At 74.2% G+C, this 15,518-nt stretch carries 12 protein-coding genes; 5 read left to right on the forward strand and 7 right to left on the reverse strand.

All coding sequences use genetic code 11. The annotated features are described in order from the left end of the window. Window positions 1–6: 6 nt before the first annotated feature. From hutI to hutU, 4 genes are read right to left on the reverse strand one after another with little or no spacing between them, the layout of a single operon-like run. Entirely contained in the window at window positions 7–1,182 is a 1,176-nt protein-coding gene (gene hutI, locus SAM23877_RS14705) for an imidazolonepropionase (protein WP_053132216.1), read from the reverse strand. 41 nt (window positions 1,183–1,223) lie between these two features. Then, window positions 1,224–2,573 (reverse strand): formimidoylglutamate deiminase, encoded by a 1,350-nt coding sequence (locus SAM23877_RS14710; protein ID WP_053132219.1) that lies wholly within the window; start codon window positions 2,571–2,573, stop codon window positions 1,224–1,226. Further along, window positions 2,570–3,787, reverse strand: a complete 1,218-nt coding sequence (locus tag SAM23877_RS14715) for an allantoate amidohydrolase (RefSeq protein ID WP_053132222.1) — start codon at window positions 3,785–3,787, stop codon at window positions 2,570–2,572. Before SAM23877_RS14715 ends, SAM23877_RS14710 begins: the two co-directional genes overlap by 4 nt. Continuing rightward, on the reverse strand, window positions 3,784–5,466 hold the full coding sequence (gene hutU, locus SAM23877_RS14720) for a urocanate hydratase (RefSeq protein WP_053132224.1): 1,683 nt from the start codon (window positions 5,464–5,466) through the stop codon (window positions 3,784–3,786). Before hutU ends, SAM23877_RS14715 begins: the two co-directional genes overlap by 4 nt. 223 nt (window positions 5,467–5,689) lie before the next feature. Between hutU and SAM23877_RS14725 the strand changes: the two genes are divergently transcribed. Further along, window positions 5,690–7,090, forward strand: coding sequence for a type III PLP-dependent enzyme domain-containing protein (locus SAM23877_RS14725; protein WP_053142480.1), 1,401 nt, complete (start codon window positions 5,690–5,692; stop codon window positions 7,088–7,090). Window positions 7,091–7,513: 423 nt separating this feature from the next. Here the strand turns inward: SAM23877_RS14725 and SAM23877_RS14730 are convergent, their stop codons facing one another. Both SAM23877_RS14730 and SAM23877_RS14735 read right to left on the reverse strand, forming a co-directional pair. Continuing rightward, window positions 7,514–8,098 carry a hypothetical protein gene (locus SAM23877_RS14730; protein ID WP_053132228.1) on the reverse strand — a complete coding sequence of 195 codons (585 nt, stop codon included), beginning with the start codon at window positions 8,096–8,098 and terminating at the stop codon, window positions 7,514–7,516. Between the two features lie 122 nt (window positions 8,099–8,220). Further along, the gene (locus tag SAM23877_RS14735) at window positions 8,221–9,153 is read right to left on the reverse strand and encodes a MurR/RpiR family transcriptional regulator (protein ID WP_244902941.1); all 933 of its coding nucleotides are present in this window, start codon (window positions 9,151–9,153) and stop codon (window positions 8,221–8,223) included. 226 nt (window positions 9,154–9,379) lie between these two features. On the opposite strand from SAM23877_RS14735, the gene SAM23877_RS14740 reads away from it, so the two are divergent. After that, complete coding sequence (locus SAM23877_RS14740) at window positions 9,380–9,802, forward strand: hypothetical protein (protein ID WP_053132232.1); 423 nt, start codon at window positions 9,380–9,382, stop codon at window positions 9,800–9,802. Window positions 9,803–10,126: 324 nt separating this feature from the next. Here the strand turns inward: SAM23877_RS14740 and SAM23877_RS14745 are convergent, their stop codons facing one another. Next, complete coding sequence (locus tag SAM23877_RS14745) at window positions 10,127–11,515, reverse strand: cystathionine beta-synthase (protein ID WP_053142483.1); 1,389 nt, start codon at window positions 11,513–11,515, stop codon at window positions 10,127–10,129. A 168-nt stretch (window positions 11,516–11,683) separates the two neighbouring features. On the opposite strand from SAM23877_RS14745, the gene SAM23877_RS14750 reads away from it, so the two are divergent. From SAM23877_RS14750 to SAM23877_RS14760, 3 genes are all read left to right on the forward strand, one after another. Continuing rightward, entirely contained in the window at window positions 11,684–12,709 is a 1,026-nt protein-coding gene (locus SAM23877_RS14750; RefSeq protein WP_053132235.1) for an SGNH/GDSL hydrolase family protein, read from the forward strand. A 490-nt stretch (window positions 12,710–13,199) separates the two neighbouring features. After that, window positions 13,200–14,420 (forward strand): acetyl-CoA C-acetyltransferase, encoded by a 1,221-nt coding sequence (locus SAM23877_RS14755; protein ID WP_053132238.1) that lies wholly within the window; start codon window positions 13,200–13,202, stop codon window positions 14,418–14,420. A gap of 294 nt (window positions 14,421–14,714) precedes the next feature. Continuing rightward, on the forward strand, window positions 14,715–15,512 hold the full coding sequence (locus tag SAM23877_RS14760; RefSeq protein ID WP_053132240.1) for a hypothetical protein: 798 nt from the start codon (window positions 14,715–14,717) through the stop codon (window positions 15,510–15,512). Window positions 15,513–15,518: the final 6 nt, after the last annotated feature.

A 15,518-nucleotide genomic window follows, 5' to 3' on the forward strand; every position in this document is an offset into this window, starting at 1 on the left:
GTGCGCTCACACCCTACGCAGGCCCCGGCGCCACACGCCCGCGACCAGGGGCACGCCCGGCCGGTAGGCCAGGTGGACGTGGCTGGGGGCGTCCAGCAGGGTCAGGTCGGCGTACGCACCCGGGGCCAGGCGGCCGATGTCGTCGCGCCGCAGGGCCGCCGCGCCGCCCCCGGTGGCCGCCCAGACCGCCTCGTCCGGCGTCATGCCCATCTCCCGTACCGCGAGCGCGATGCAGAAGGGCACCGAGGACGTGAAGGACGAGCCCGGGTTGCAGTCGGTGGAGAGCGCGACCGTGGCGCCCGCGTCCAGCAGGCGCCGGGCGTCCGGCCACTGGGCGCGGGTGGAGAACTCCGCGCCGGGGAGCAGGGTGGCGACCGTACGGCCGCTCGCCAGGGCGTCCACGTCGGCGTCGGTGAGGTGGGTGCAGTGGTCGGCGCTGGCGGCGTCGAGTTCGACGGCCAGCCGCACGCCCGGTCCGTAGGAGAGCTGGTTGGCGTGGACGCGCGGGTGCAGGCCCTTGGCCCTGCCCGCGGTGAGGACGGCCCGGGCCTGGTCGCCGTCGAAGGCGCCCTGCTCGCAGAAGACGTCGATCCAGCGGGCGTGCGGGGCGCAGGCGTCGAGCATCTCGCCGGTGACGAGGTCGACGTAGGCCGCCGGGTCGTCGGCGTGTTCGGGGGCGACGATGTGGGCGCCGAGGAAGGTGACCTCGTCGGTGTGGCGGGCGGCGATGCGCAGGGCGCGGGACTCGTCGGCGGTGGTCAGGCCGTAGCCGGACTTGGTCTCGAAGGTGGTGGTGCCCTGGCGCAGGGCCTCTTCGAGGTAGCGGACGAGGCCCGCCTCCAGTTCCGCGTCGCTCGCGGCGCGGGTGGCGGCGACGGTGGTGCGGATGCCGCCGGCACTGTAGGGGCGGCCGGACATGCGGGCGTTGAACTCCTCGGTGCGGTCGCCCGCGAAGAGGAGGTGGGAGTGGGAGTCGACGAAACCGGGGAGGACGGCCCGGCCTCCGGCGTCGACCCTGTTGTCAGTGGCGGGTGCTTTGCTTGATTCACCGGTCCACGCGACGCGGTCGCCGTCGATGACGACGGCCGCGTCCCGGACCAGTCCGAGGGGGGAGTGGTCACCGAGGGAGGGGTCGTTGGTGACGAGTGCGGCGATGTTGGTGATGACGGTGCTGCTGCTCATGGTGTCCGTGGCGTCCTTGTGGGGGCTGGGGCGGGCGGTTGCTACGCGTGCAGGGCGGCGACGGCCCGCGCGAGGGCCCGGGGCACGTCGGGCACGAGGGTGTGCGCCCCGTCGCGTACGACATGCCGCCCGCCCACGACGGTGTGCCGTACGTCCGCCGCCGTCGCGGCGAATACGGCCGTCTCGGCGCCGAGCCTGGGCAGCGGCCCCGCTGTTCTGACCGAGTCGAGGGAGACGGTCGTCAGGTCGGCGCGGGCCCCGGTCTCGATGGTGCCCACGTCGTCCCAGCCGAGGGCCGCGTGCCCGTCGGCGGTGGCGGCGCGCAGCAGGGCGGCGGCGGTCCAGTGGCCGCGGGTGCGGGTGCGCAGGCGCTCGTTCAGCTCCATGGCGCGGGCCTCCTCCAGCAGGTCGACGACGGCGTGGCTGTCGGAGCCGAGACAGAGCGGGGAGCCCGCCCGCTGGAGGGCGGCCGCCGGTCCGATGCCGTCGGCGAGGTCCCGCTCCGTGGTCGGGCACATGCAGGTGCCGGTGCGGCTGTCGCCGAGCAGGGCGATGTCCTCGTCGGTGAGGTGGGTGTTGTGGACGCCGGTGGTGCGGGGTCCGAGCACACCGTGGTCGGCGAGCAGCCGGGTGGGGGTGCACCCGTGGGCGGTGCGGCAGGCGTCGTTCTCGGCGGTCTGCTCGGACAGGTGGACGTGCAGCGGGGCCCGCCGCTCCTCGGCCCAGCGGGCCACGGTCGCCAACTGGCCGGCGGGCACGGCCCGTACGGAGTGGACGGCGGCCCCGATCCGGGCGTGATCCCGTTCCTTGAGAACTGAACAGCGTTCCGCCCAGGCCTCCGCCGTCCCGTCCGAGAAGCGGCGCTGGTGGGTGTCGGGGGGCCGGCCGAAGCCGGAGGACAGGTAGCACGTGTCGAGGAGGGTGATGCGGATGCCGGCTTCGGCGGCGGCCTCGATCAGCGCCTCGCCCATCGCGTTGGGGTCGGCGTAGGGGGTGCCGCCGGGGGCGTGGTGGACGTAGTGGAACTCGCCGACGGCGGTGATGCCGGCGAGGGCCATCTCGGCGTACACCGCGCGGGCGAGGGCGTGGTACGTCTCGGGGGTCAGCCGGTCGGCGACGGAGTACATGACCTCGCGCCAGGTCCAGAAGGTGCCGGAGCCGACCTGGACGGTGCCGCGCAGGGCGCGGTGGAAGGCGTGGCTGTGGGCGTTCGCGAGGCCGGGCAGGGTCAGCCCGCGCAGGATCTCGGCGCCGGGGGGCGGGGTGGGGGTGCCGGTGCGGACGGCGGTGACGCGGCCGTCGCCCACGTCGACGGCGACGCCCGGCTCGACGTGGGTGCCGAGCCAGGCGTGCTCCAGCCAGTACGTCCGGGTCCGCTCGGTGGTCCTCACGTGCAGGCCAGCCCTTCCAGTACGTCGGCGAGTGCGGTCACCCCGGCCACGCAGTCGTCCTCGGCGGCGTACTCGGCCGGGGAGTGCGAGACGCCGGTGGGGTTGCGTACGAACAGCATGGCGGTCGGGACGCGTCCGGAGAGGATCCCGGCGTCGTGTCCGGCGCCGGTACCGAGGACGGGCACCCGCAGATCCGTGTCCGTGCCCAGGATGCGGGCGAGTTCGTCGCGCAGGGCGTGGTCGAACTCGACGACGGGGGTGAAGGACTCCCGAGTCACGTCGAGTTCGGCGCCCTGGGCCGCGGCGTGCTCGCGGGCGGCCTTCTCGACGCCGGCGACCACGGCGTCCAGGCTCTCCTGGTCGGCGGCGCGGGAGTCGAGCCAGCCGCGTACGAGGGACGGGATCGCGTTGACGCCGTTGGGCTCGACGGCGATCTTGCCGAAGGTGGCGACGGCACCGGCGAGTTCGGCCTCGCGGCGGGCGGCGAGGACGGTCTCGGCGTAGCTCAGCATCGGGTCGCGCCGGTCGGCGAGCCGGGTGGTGCCGGCGTGGTTGGCCTCGCCCCGGAAGTCGAACCGCCAGCGGCCGTGCGGCCAGATGGCGGAGGCGAGGCCGATCCGGTCGCCGGACAGGTCGAGGGCACGGCCCTGTTCGACGTGGAGTTCGACGAAGGCGCCGATACGGGAGAGCCGCTCGGGGTCGGGGCCGATGGCGTCCGGGTCGTGGCCGGCCTGTTCCATGGCCTGCGGGAGGGTGATGCCGTCCCCGTCGGTCAGGCGGTGGGCCTGTTCGACGGTGAGCGCGCCCGCGGTGAGCCGGGAGCCGACGCAGGCGAGGCCGAAGCGGGCGCCCTCCTCGTCGCCGAAGTTGACGATGCCCACCGGCCTGCCGAGCCGCGCTCCTCTGCCGCGCAGTTCGTCCAGGGCGGCGAAGGCGGACACGACCCCGAGGGGCCCGTCGAAGGCGCCGCCGTCGGGCACGGAGTCCAGGTGGGAGCCGGTGACGACGGCGTTCCCCGCGGCGGGGTCGCCGTGCCAGGCCCACTGGTTGCCGTTGCGGTCGGTCTCGTAGGTCAGCCCGCGGGCCCGGGCCTGCTCCCGGAACCAGGCCCGGCAGTCGGCGTCGGCGCCGGTCCAGGCGAAGCGGCGGTAGCCGCCGGAGGCGGAGCCGCGGCCGACCGGCAGCAGCTCCGCCCACATGCTGTGGAAGCTCACGCGCCGTCACCCTCGCGCGCCTCGTCGCCCTCGCGCATCGGCACCCGCACGCCCCGCTCCCCGGCGACCGACTCGGCGATGTCGTACCCGGCGTCGACGTGCCGGATGACGCCCATGCCGGGGTCGTTGGTCAGGACCCGGCGGATCTTCTCGCCGGCCAGCGCGGTGCCGTCGGCGACCGTCACCTGCCCGGCGTGGAGGGAGCGGCCCATGCCGACGCCGCCGCCGTGGTGGAGGGAGACCCAGGAGGCGCCGGAGGCCACGTTGACCATGGCGTTGAGCAGCGGCCAGTCGGCGATGGCGTCGGAGCCGTCGAGCATGGCCTCGGTCTCGCGGTACGGAGAGGCGACGGAGCCGCAGTCCAGGTGGTCGCGGCCGATGACGACGGGCGCGGCCAGCTCACCGCTCGCGACCATGTCGTTGAACCGCTCACCGGCCTTGTCGCGCTCGCCGTAGCCGAGCCAGCAGATGCGGGCGGGCAGTCCCTGGAAGTGGACGCGTTCGCCGGCCATCTTGATCCAGCGGGCCAGGGACTCGTTCTCCGGGAAGAGCTCGAGGATCGCCTTGTCGGTCTTGGCGATGTCGGAGGCCTCGCCGGACAGGGCCGCCCAGCGGAAGGGGCCCTTGCCCTCGCAGAAGAGGGGGCGGATGTAGGCGGGGACGAAGCCGGGGAAGGCGAACGCCCGGTCGTATCCGGCGAGCCGGGCCTCGCCGCGGAGGGAGTTGCCGTAGTCGAAGACCTCGGCGCCGGCGTCCTGGAAGCCGACCATCGCCTCGACGTGCCGGGCCATGGACTCGCGGGCCCGGGTGGTGAAGCCGGCCGGGTCCTTGGCGGCGGCGTCGGCCATGTCCTCGAAGGCGAGGCCGGTGGGCAGGTAGGCGAGGGGGTCGTGGGCCGAGGTCTGGTCGGTCACGATGTCGATGGGGGCGCCCATGGCGAGCAGCCGCGGGACCAGGTCGGCGGCGTTGCCGAGGACGCCGATGGACAGCGGCTGACGCCGGTCGCGGGCCTCGGTGGCCAGCTGGAGGGCGTGGTCGAGGGAGTCGGCCTTCACGTCGAGGTAGCGGTGCTCGATGCGGCGGTCGATGGCGCGGGGGTCGCAGTCGATGCACAGGGCGACGCCGTCGTTCATCGTGACGGCGAGGGGCTGGGCGCCGCCCATGCCGCCGAGTCCGGCCGTGAGGGTGATGGTCCCGGCGAGGGTTCCGCCGAACTTCTTGGCGGCGACGGCGGCGAAGGTCTCGTAGGTGCCCTGGAGGATGCCCTGGGTGCCGATGTAGATCCAGGAGCCCGCCGTCATCTGCCCGTACATGGTCAGGCCGAGGGCCTCCAGGCGGCGGAACTCCTCCCAGGTGGCCCAGTCGCCGACGAGGTTGGAGTTGGCGATCAGGACGCGCGGGGCCCACTCGTGGGTCTGCATGACGCCGACCGGGCGGCCCGACTGGACGAGCATCGTCTCGTCCTGCTTGAGGGTCCTCAGCGTGCGGACCATGGCGTCGAAGGAGCGCCAGTCGCGGGCCGCCTTGCCCGTCCCGCCGTAGACGACGAGCTTGTCGGGGTGCTCGGCGACCTCGGGGTCGAGGTTGTTCTGCAGCATCCGCAGGGCGGCCTCCTGCTGCCAGCCCAGGGCGCTCGGCGTGGTCCCGCGCGGCGCTCGGACAGGACGGGGTCCGGACATGGTCTGCCTCCTGGTGGCTTGCTCCCGGCGGATTGTTACTGCGGATATTCATATCCTCGCTTCGTGAATAGAACTAGTCAATACGTCTCGTGTCCCGGTGCCGAGGCGCCACGGGTGTGTGGCTCGATGGGATGGGCAGGCAGCCAGGGGTGCGCGCGGGCGGGCAGGGGTGCGCACGGGCAGGCAGCGAGGGACGGAGGATCGCGTGGGCGACGGCACGGGCATGAGCGGTGGCACGGGCATGAGCGGCGGCCCCGGCGGGATCGGCGCACGGCGGGCGGCTCGGCGGGACGAGGCGGTGCGGGCGGCCGTGGAGCAGGGTCTGCTCGGACCCGGTACGCCGATCGTCGGGCTGCTGGACGTCACCGGGATCCGGGAGTCGGCGGCGGCGCTGCGAGCGGCGTTCGAGGCGGTGACGGCGCCCGGGACGCCCGTGCTGCACGCCTTCGCGGTGAAGGCGTCCCCGCTGGTCCCGGTGGTGCGGCTGCTGCACGAGGAGGGTATCGGGGCGGAGGTCGCGAGCCCGGGTGAGCTGGCGCTGGCGCGGGCGGCGGGGGTACCGCCGGAGCGGACGGTGCTGGACTCCCCCGCCAAGACGCCGGACGAGCTGCGGGAGGCGCTCACGCTGGGCGTCGCGGTCAACGCGGACAACCCGCAGGAACTGGAGCGCGTCGACGCGCTGATGGCCGAGGGCACGAGCGCCTCCCCGCTCGGCATCCGGGTCAACCCGCAGATCGGCGGGGGGTCCATCGAGGCCCTGTCGACGGCGACGGCGACTTCCAAGTTCGGGGTGGCGCTGCGCGACGAGGGAGCGCGCGAGTGGGTGGTGCGGGCGTACCTGGACAGGCCGTGGCTGACCCGGCTGCACGCGCACACCGGGTCCCAGGGCATTCCGCTCTCCCTGATGGCCGAGGGCGTGGCGGAGACGTACGCGCTCGCCGAGGAGATCAACGAGCGGGCCGGACGCCGGCAGGTCGACACGCTCGACATCGGCGGCGGCCTGCCGGTGAACTTCGCGTCCGACGAGACGACACCGACGTTCGCCGACTACGCGCGCGTGCTGCGCGAGGCGGTGCCGGGGCTGTTCGACGGCCGGTACGGGCTGGTCACCGAGTTCGGGCGGTCCCTGCTGGCCGAGCACGGCGCCGTCGTGGCGCGCGTGGAGTACGCCAAGAGCGCCGGGGGGCGACCGGTCGCGGTGACGCACGCGGGCGTCCAGGTCGCGACGCGGACGGTGTACGCGCCGGGGGCGTGGCCGCTGCGGATCGCCGCGTACGACGGCAAGGGGCTGCCGAAGCAGGGTCCGGACGTGGTGCAGGACGTGGCGGGTCCGGCGTGCTTCGCGGGCGACCTGCTGGCGGTCGGACGCGCCCTGCCGCGGCTGGAGCAGGGGGACTACGCGGCGGCGCTGGACACGGGGGCGTACTACTTCGCGCATCACTACGCGTACAACTCGCTCGCCCGTCCCGCGGTCCACGGGTTCGCGGGGCGCGCGGGCGGCGGTGTCGCCTTCGCGACCGTCCGGGAGGCCCAGACGGTCGACGAGATCGTCGCCGAGGCGGGAGGTGAGCACGCCGCCGCGCTGACGGACCTGGCCGGCCGCGGGGGTTCCGCCGGCTCGTAGGCGGCCGGCGGCCCTCGCGGCGGCCGTGCGCGGGCCGCCGCCCCGCGTCCCCGGGGGCGGCGCTGCCGCCGAGGCCCCACGGACCTGGCCGGCCACGGGGATTCCGGCGGCTCCTAGGCGGCCGACGGCCCCCGCGATGGCCGTGCCCGCGTCGCCGCCCCGCGCCCCCCGGGGGCAGCGCTGCCACCGAGGCCCCACGGACCTGGCCGGCCACGGGGATTCCGGCGGCTCCTAGGCGGCCGACGGCCCCCGCGATGGCCGTGCCCGCGTCGCCGCCCCGCGTCCCCGGGGGCGGCGCTGCCGCCCAGGCCCCCGGGGGCAGCGCTGCCGCCGAGGCCCTCGGGTGCGGTGCTGCCGCCCAGGCCCGCGGGTGCGGTGCTGCCGCCGGGGTGCCCTCGGGTGGACCGGCGCGGCGGCGCTCGGTCAGACCAGGGCGGGCGTCTTGCGACGCGCGCCGCCCGGAGCCGCGTCACCCGCCGCGATGCCGGTGCTGCGGTACGCCTTCACGGTCTTGGACGCCGGCCGGCCGGCGTTGCGGGCGAGCCAGTCCACGCGGACCCACAGCAGAGCGTTCTCGGCCTGTTCGCGACGGCCGATCCAGGCGGACTTCAGCCAGAGACCCGCGCCGCAGCCGGCCATGAGCAGTCCGGCCGCGGCGGGGACCGCGAAGGCGCTGCCCAGGGCGGCGACGAAGGCGAGGAGCAGCCACCAGCGGTGGCCCCGGCGCCAGTTGCGCACGGTCACCGCGCGGTCCTGGAGCACGTCGTGCTTGCCCGCGCGGGCGGCCGACCGGGCCAGGGCGGTGTACCGCCTCCGGCGCACGCACGCCACGACGGCCGTCGCGACGATGAACAGCGCGGCACCGGCCAGGACGCCGATCCGGCGCCCGGTCAGCCCCGGCACCAGCGCCCCGATGCCCGCCGCGAACACGCCCAGCCACCACAGTGGTGCCGCCCCCGCCCGTACGACGACGGCGACCCGAACCAGCCCCTGTCCTCCGCGCGCCACGTCCGGCCTCCTGTCCCGTTCTCGCTTCCCGCGATGCGTCTGAAGGGTGTGCGGTGCCGCAGGTTAGCGGGGGAAGGTGAGACGAGTCTGAGAACGCGGCCGCCGGTGCCGCCGGCCCGCCGTCACTCCACGAAGAGCCCTCGCGCCGCCGCCTTCGTGTCGAACTCCTCCAGCCTGGCCTGGGCGTCCGGCAGGTCGTCGCACATGGCCTCCAGCAGCATCCGCCCCAGCAGCATCGGCGCGCAGGCGGTGTCGAAGGCGAGGCCGGTGCCGACGGCGGCGGGCAGCAGCAGGTCGGACACCTTGGCGACCGGCGCGAAGGCGGAGTCGGCGACGGTCACGACGGTGAGCCCGGCCTCCTTGGCGTGGGCGAGCGCGTCGACGACCTCGCGCGGATGGCGGGGCAGGGCGAAGCAGAGCAGGGCCGTCGCCCCGGCCCGGACCGCGGCGTCGACGCGGTCGCGGAGCATCGTGCCGCCCTCGTCCAGCAGCCGGACGTCCGGGTGGACCTTGGCGGCGAAGTAGGCGAAGCCGTGCGCCTGGGCCGCCGCCGCCCGCAGTCCGAGGACGGGCAGGGGGCGGCTCCCGGCGAGCGTCCGGCCCGCCTCCCGCACCGGCCCGGGGTCGGCCAGCACCTCGGCCAGATGCCGCAGGTTCTCGATCTCGGCCGCCACGGCCTGCTGGTACTCGTTGCGGGACCCGGTGTCCGTCGCCGGTTCGGCGGGCGCGACCTCGCGCAGGTGGCGGCGCAGCGCCGGATAGCCGTCGAAGCCGAGGGCGACGGCGAAGCGGGTCACGGACGGCTGGCTGACCCCGGCCAGCTCGGCCAGCTCCACGCTGGACAGGAAGGGCACGTCGGCGGCGCGCCGCACCATGCTGTGCGCGATGCGCCGCTGGGTCGGCGTCAGACGGTGCCCCTCGAACAGTGCCTGCAGCCGCGCGGCCGGACTGTCGCCCCCACCGGCCGCACCGGCCTCACGGGCCCCACCGGCCCCACCGGCCGCACCGGCCGCACCCAGTCCGCCGGCTCCGCCGGTCCGGCCGGTCCCGCTCATCACTGTCCCCCTCGGCCTATTCACCTGCCTCAATTTCTGCATACCGTTATACAGCGAGGCGGCGGGACACACGACGCCGAGCGCCCCCTCGGTCTCCCCGGCCCAGCCCGGTCCGGCCCGGCCCGGCCCGGGCCCGGCCGGCCACCGGTCTCCCCCCGGCGGAAACGGGGGGTTACCCCCAGTGCCCGCGCCGCCCCGGCTGTCTACCGTGGGCGGCATGACGGGAATGGACGGGCGGGACACCGACCTCAAGAAGGAACTCGACGCCACCCTGCAGACCCGCAGGGAACTCGGTGAGGAGTACGAGTCGGCGCTGGTGGACTCGTTCCTGGAGAAGGTCGACCAGCGCATCGACTCGGCGGTGGAGCGCAGGGTGCGCCGGCAGATCGCCGAGCAGCAGATGACGGCGGCCCGCGACAGCCGGTCGCCGAGGACCACGGACTCCTTCGGCGAACGCTTCGGCTTCGGCATCGTCTCGCTGGTCCTGGCGGTCCCGCTGTCCGCGATCGGCGGCGGCGTCGCGGACCTCCCGGGACTGCTGGTCGCCTGGGCCGGCATCGTCGGGGTCAACGTCGTCCAGGCCGCCCGGACCACCCCCGGCCTCTTCACACGACGCCGCTCCGGCAAGGACGACGCCTGGGAGGACTGAGAGCCGCAGCCCCGGGCCGACGGCGGGTCCGGGAGGACGGGGAGAAGACTGCGCGGGGACCGCCGCACCCCCATCGCTGGGGGGCGGGACGACGGCGGTCCCCGCGGGGGACGCGCTCGGTTCCGGGCCTCACGGCCGGGGCGGCGCGTCCGTGGCGTCCTTGGAAGTCCGGGAGCCGCTCCGGAAGGTCCTCGACGCCGACAACGACAACTGTGCCGGGCCCGTGTTAAGCGTGTGCTGCGCGCACATGACGTGCACGTACCACTTCCGCGAAGTCCGCTTCCGCGTGGTCCACGGAGATCATCACGGGCCCGGCCGGTGCCGCTACTTCCCGCTGCCGGCGAGGAAGGACAGCAGGTCCTGACGGCTCACCACACCGGTCGGCCTGCCCTCGACGAGGACGATCGCCGCGTCGGCCGCGCCGAGCACCGCCATCAGGTCCGCGACCGGCTCGCCGGAACCGACCTGCGGCAGCGGGGCCGACATGTGCTTCTCCAGCGGGTCCTCCAGCGAGGCCCGCTTGGTGAACAGGGCGTCCAGCAGCTCGCGCTCCACGACCGAGCCGACGACCTCGGCGGCCATCACGTCCGGGTGACCGGCGCCGGGCTTGACGATCGGCATCTGCGAGACGCCGTACTCCCGCAGCACCTCGATGGCCTCGCCGACGGTCTCGTCCGGGTGCATGTGGACGAGGGAGGGGATGTGGCCGCCCTCCTTGTGGTTCAGGACCTCGGCGACGCGGGCGCTGGGGCCGGCGTCCTCCAGGAAGCCGTAGTCGGCCATCCACTCGTCGTTGAAGATCTTGCTGAGGTAACCGCGCCCGCTGTCCGGCAGGAGGACGACGACCACGTCGTCCTCGCCGAGCCGCTCGGCCACCTCCAGCGCCGCGACGACCGCCATGCCGCAGGAGCCGCCCACCAGCAGGCCCTCCTCCTTGGCGAGACGGCGGGTCATCTGGAAGGAGTCCTTGTCGGAGACGGCGACGATCTCGTCCGCGACCTCGCGGTCGTAGGCGGTCGGCCAGAAGTCCTCGCCGACGCCCTCGACGAGGTACGGCCGGCCGGAGCCGCCCGAGTAGACCGAGCCCTCGGGGTCGGCGCCGATCACCTTCACCGCGCCGTCACTGGCCTCCTTGAGGTAGCGCCCGGTGCCGGAGATGGTGCCTCCGGTGCCGACGCCGGTGACGAAGTGGGTGATCTTCCCCTCCGTCTGCTCCCACAGCTCGGGGCCGGTGGAGTGGTAGTGGGAGAGCGGGTTGTGCGGGTTGGAGTACTGGTCCGGCTTCCAGGCGCCCGGCGTCTCGCGGACCAGCCGGTCGGAGACGTTGTAGTAGGAGTCCGGGTGCTCGGGGTCGACCGCCGTCGGGCACACGACCACCTCGGCGCCGTACGCGCGCAGCACGTTGATCTTGTCGGTGGACACCTTGTCAGGGCAGACGAAGATGCACTTGTAGCCCTTCTGCTGCGCCACGATCGCGAGGCCCACGCCCGTGTTGCCGCTGGTCGGCTCCACGATGGTGCCGCCGGGCCGCAGCTCTCCGCTCTTCTCTGCGGCCTCGATCATGCGCAGGGCGATGCGGTCCTTCACCGAGCCGCCCGGGTTGAAGTACTCCACCTTGGCCAGGACGGTCGCCCTGATGCCCTTGGTCACGCTGTTGAGCCGCACCAGCGGGGTGTTGCCGACGAGGCTGATCATCGAGTCGTGGAAATGCACCGTGGTCTCCGGATGCTGCAAAAGGTGTGGTCGTTATCGGTCCCGCCAGCCTATGGCCTGCCGACCCGGTGATGCCCCGTGACGGTCGTTCACTCCCCGTTGAGATTGGGCGACCGTCGGTACGGGGCAAGCAGTGGGTGTACGGGTTGGAGGAGGTGGCGGCGACGCATGACAAGCATGTCGAGGGCGCGGGTGGCCAAGAGGATCGCGGCCGGGGCGGCGTACGGCGGTGGCGGCATCGGGCTGGCCGGCGCGGCCACGGTCGGTCTGCTGCTGGCGGAGGTGCAGCTGGCCAGGCGCCGGGTGGGCATCGGCACGCCCGACCGGGTGCCGAACGCGGAGGGGCTCTACGGCCACACCCTGCCCACGGCCGGGGAGCCGCCCCTGCGGCTCATGATGCTGGGCGACTCCACGGCGGCCGGGCAGGGCGTGCACCGGGCCGGGCAGACGCCGGGGGCGCTGCTGGCGTCGGGGCTGGCGGCGGTGGCGGAGCGGCCGGTGGAGCTGCGTTCCGTCGCGGCGCCGGGGGCGTGTTCGGACGATCTGGACCGGCAGGTGGCGCTGGTCCTCGCGGACCCGGGGCGGACCCCCGACATCTGCGTGATCATGATCGGGGCGAACGACGTCACCCACCGCATGCCGGCGACCCAGTCGGTCCGGCACCTGGCGGGGGCGGTACGGCGACTGCGCACGGCGGGCGCGGAGGTGGTGGTCGGCACCTGCCCGGATCTGGGCACGATCGAGCGGGTGCGGCAGCCGCTGCGCTGGCTGGCGCGGCGGACCTCACGGCAGCTCGCGGCGGCGCAGACCATCGGCGTCGTGGAGCAGGGCGGGCGCACCGTGTCGCTGGGGGACCTGCTGGGCCCGGAGTTCGCGGAGAACCCGCGGGAGCTGTTCGGCCCCGACAACTACCACCCGTCCGCCGAGGGCTACGCCACGGCCGCGATGGCGGTACTGCCGTCGGTGTGCGCCGCGCTCGGCCTGTGGCCGGCCGATGAGGAGCGTCCCGACGCGCTGCGCCGCGAGGGCTTCCTGCCCGTGGCGCGGGCGGCGGCCGAGGCCGCGTCCGAGGCGGGCACGGAGGTGGCGGCCGCGATGCCGACCGGGCCGCGCGGACCTTGGGCGCTGCTCAAGCGCCGACGGCGCCGGAGGGTGCCGGAGGCGGAACCGGCACGGTCCGCCCAGTCGAGGTAGCACCCCCACCCGGCACCCGCCGGAACATCGCCACCCGGCGACCCCGAAAGTTGGCCGCCCGGCGCCCCCCGGAACATCGCCGCCCGGCTACCCCGAAAAATGGCCGCCCGGCAACCCCCGGGAAGATCGCCGCCCGGCGTCCCCAGAGCACCGCCGGGCGGCGGCCCCGGGACGAGGCCGGACGGCACCACCCAGCCCGTCCGGCGTTTGAGGACGAGGCCGTCCAGGCCGAAGCGGGGGTCTGGGGGCGCAGCCCCCAGGGGGAGCACCCCAGCACCGGGGGACCCAGCCCAGGGGGAGCCCAGCCCAGGGGGGAGCAGCCCCCAACCCCCCACACCTCACCCCCCGCCCGACCGCCGGAGGCCCAAGCAAGCGCTTAGAAAGTTGCGGTCCATGTCACACCCCCGCACCCGTGACCCAGGCCATACGTCCGGGTAACTTCCCAACCAGCCCCGCCAGTCCTCCGTACCGACTCGCCACTGGAGCCGTGATGCCCGAAGCCGTGATCGTCTCAGCCGCCCGCTCCCCCATCGGCCGCGCTTTCAAGGGCTCCCTCAAGGACCTGCGCCCCGACGACCTGGCCGCCACGATCATCCAGGCCGCCCTCGCCAAGGTCCCGGAGCTGGACCCCAGGGACATCGACGACCTGATGCTCGGCTGCGGCCTGCCCGGCGGCGAGCAGGGCAACAACCTCGGCCGCATCGTCGCCGTCGAGATGGGCATGGACCACCTGCCCGGCTGCACCGTCACCCGGTACTGCTCCTCGTCCCTGCAGACCTCGCGCATGGCCCTGCACGCCATCAAGGCCGGCGAGGGCGACGTCTTCATCTCGGCCGGTGTCGAGATGGTCTCCCGGTTCGCCAAGGGCAACTCCGACAGCCTGCCGGACACCCGCAACCCGCTCTTCGCCGAGGCCGAGGCCCGTACCGCGGAGGTCGCGCAGCAGGAGGGCACGACCTGGCACGACCCGCGCGAGGACGGCCTCGTCCCCGACCCGTACATCGCCATGGGCCAGACCGCCGAGAACCTCGCCCGCGCCAAGGGCGTCACCCGGCAGGACATGGACGAGTTCGGCGTCCGCTCGCAGAACCTCGCCGAGGAAGCCATCAAGAACGGCTTCTGGGAGCGCGAGATCACCCCGGTCACGCTGCCCGACGGCACCGTCGTCTCCAAGGACGACGGCCCGCGCGCCGGCGTCACCCTGGAGGCCGTCCAGGGCCTCAAGCCCGTCTTCCGCCCGGACGGCCTGGTCACCGCCGGCAACTGCTGTCCGCTCAACGACGGCGCCGCGGCCCTCGTGATCATGAGCGACACCAAGGCCCGCGAGCTGGGTCTGACCCCGCTCGCCCGCATCGTCTCCACCGGCGTCTCCGGCCTCTCCCCCGAGATCATGGGCCTCGGCCCGGTCGAGGCGAGCAAGCAGGCCCTGTCCCGCGCCGGGCTGACCATCGACGACATCGACCTGGTCGAGATCAACGAGGCCTTCGCCGCGCAGGTCATCCCCTCCTACCGCGACCTCGGCATCCCGCTGGAGAAGCTGAACGTCAACGGCGGCGCCATCGCCGTCGGCCACCCCTTCGGCATGACCGGCGCCCGCATCACCGGCACGCTGATCAACTCCCTGCAGACGCACGACAAGCAGTTCGGTCTGGAGACCATGTGCGTCGGCGGCGGCCAGGGCATGGCCATGGTCATCGAGCGCCTGAGCTGACCGTCGCACCGAGCGGACCGAGGGACGGTCGGTAGCACCCGCGGGACCCAGCGTGACACGCGACCCGGAACCCCGGTCACCCCAGGGTTCTGGGTCGTTTTGTGACCCAATCTCCCCCAGGATGTGACCTACCTCTCCCGGCCCGTGGATTCACGCAGGTCAGGCCAGCCACACCCCCACCTTCCGGGCCCAAAGTCCTGTCCGTTTCGTGACGTTACGCACTGACAGACGGTTAGTCCTCCCTTCAAGCTGATGTAGGAAGTCGGGGGTCGACTTTGAACCGGGAGTACGTCCGTGAGCGCCATGCCGATCGCCCTGCTGCTCACCACGGCCGCCACCGGCGCCGTGGGCGTCGCCGTCCTGCGCGCCGTGCTGGTGCTGCGCCGCCAGGTCGCGGCCCTGCACAGCGAGCTGACCGAGAGCCGCGCCGCCGCCACGCGCGGCCGTGTACCCGCGGCCCGCACCGCCGACGCCGAGGAGATACGCGCGGCCGTCGCGGACGCCCTCGCCGAGGAGCGCGAGCGGGAACTCGCCGAGGCGCGGGCCTTCTGGGCCGCCCAGGACGCGCGGGACACCTCCGACGCGCCCCTGCTGCTCGGCCTGTCCGACAGCGAGCTGTTCCTGCCCCGCCAGGCCGACTTCGTGGGCCTGGAGCCGGTGGCCGAGCCGGGCGCCGACTCCGACGAACCGTCCGCGCTGGACGCGGGCCCGCGGGACTCCGCCGAGCTGGCCGCGGCCCGCCGCCGGCACCCCTCGCACCCGGACTTCGTACCGAACCCCTCGCCGGTCGTGAACGACCACGAGCGCACCGTCGCCACCCTGGAGGAGCTGGCCGAGACGAGCGTCGCGCTGGCGGACGTCCGCCCGGGCCCGCTGGGCACGCTGGACGTGTACGTCTTCGCCGACGGGACCACCCTGTGCATGACGCCGGGCCACCGGGAGACCGCCGAACGCCTGGCCGACGCGCTGAGCGCGGGCACGACCCCGTACCTCCTCGGCGGCTCGGGGATCTCCGGCGCCTACACGCTGACCTTCGCCTGCGGCGAGGAGAACGTCTACATCCTGGCGGACCGCGTCATCGCGTCCCTCTGATCACGC

Origin of the sequence: Streptomyces ambofaciens ATCC 23877 (assembly GCF_001267885.1) — a bacterium.
Taxonomy (GTDB): Bacteria; Actinomycetota; Actinomycetes; order Streptomycetales; family Streptomycetaceae; genus Streptomyces; species Streptomyces ambofaciens.

Coding starts and splice junctions, on each gene's coding strand:
- hutU (WP_053132224.1), bottom strand. CDS start 5,466: ATGTCCGGACCCCGTCCTGTCCGAGCGCCGCGCGGGACCACGCCGAGC.
- SAM23877_RS14725 (WP_053142480.1), top strand. CDS start 5,690: ATGAGCGGTGGCACGGGCATGAGCGGCGGCCCCGGCGGGATCGGCGCA.
- SAM23877_RS14750 (WP_053132235.1), top strand. CDS start 11,684: ATGACAAGCATGTCGAGGGCGCGGGTGGCCAAGAGGATCGCGGCCGGG.
- hutI (WP_053132216.1), bottom strand. CDS start 1,182: ATGAGCAGCAGCACCGTCATCACCAACATCGCCGCACTCGTCACCAAC.
- SAM23877_RS14755 (WP_053132238.1), top strand. CDS start 13,200: ATGCCCGAAGCCGTGATCGTCTCAGCCGCCCGCTCCCCCATCGGCCGC.
- SAM23877_RS14735 (WP_244902941.1), bottom strand. CDS start 9,153: ATGAGCGGGACCGGCCGGACCGGCGGAGCCGGCGGACTGGGTGCGGCC.
- SAM23877_RS14740 (WP_053132232.1), top strand. CDS start 9,380: ATGGACGGGCGGGACACCGACCTCAAGAAGGAACTCGACGCCACCCTG.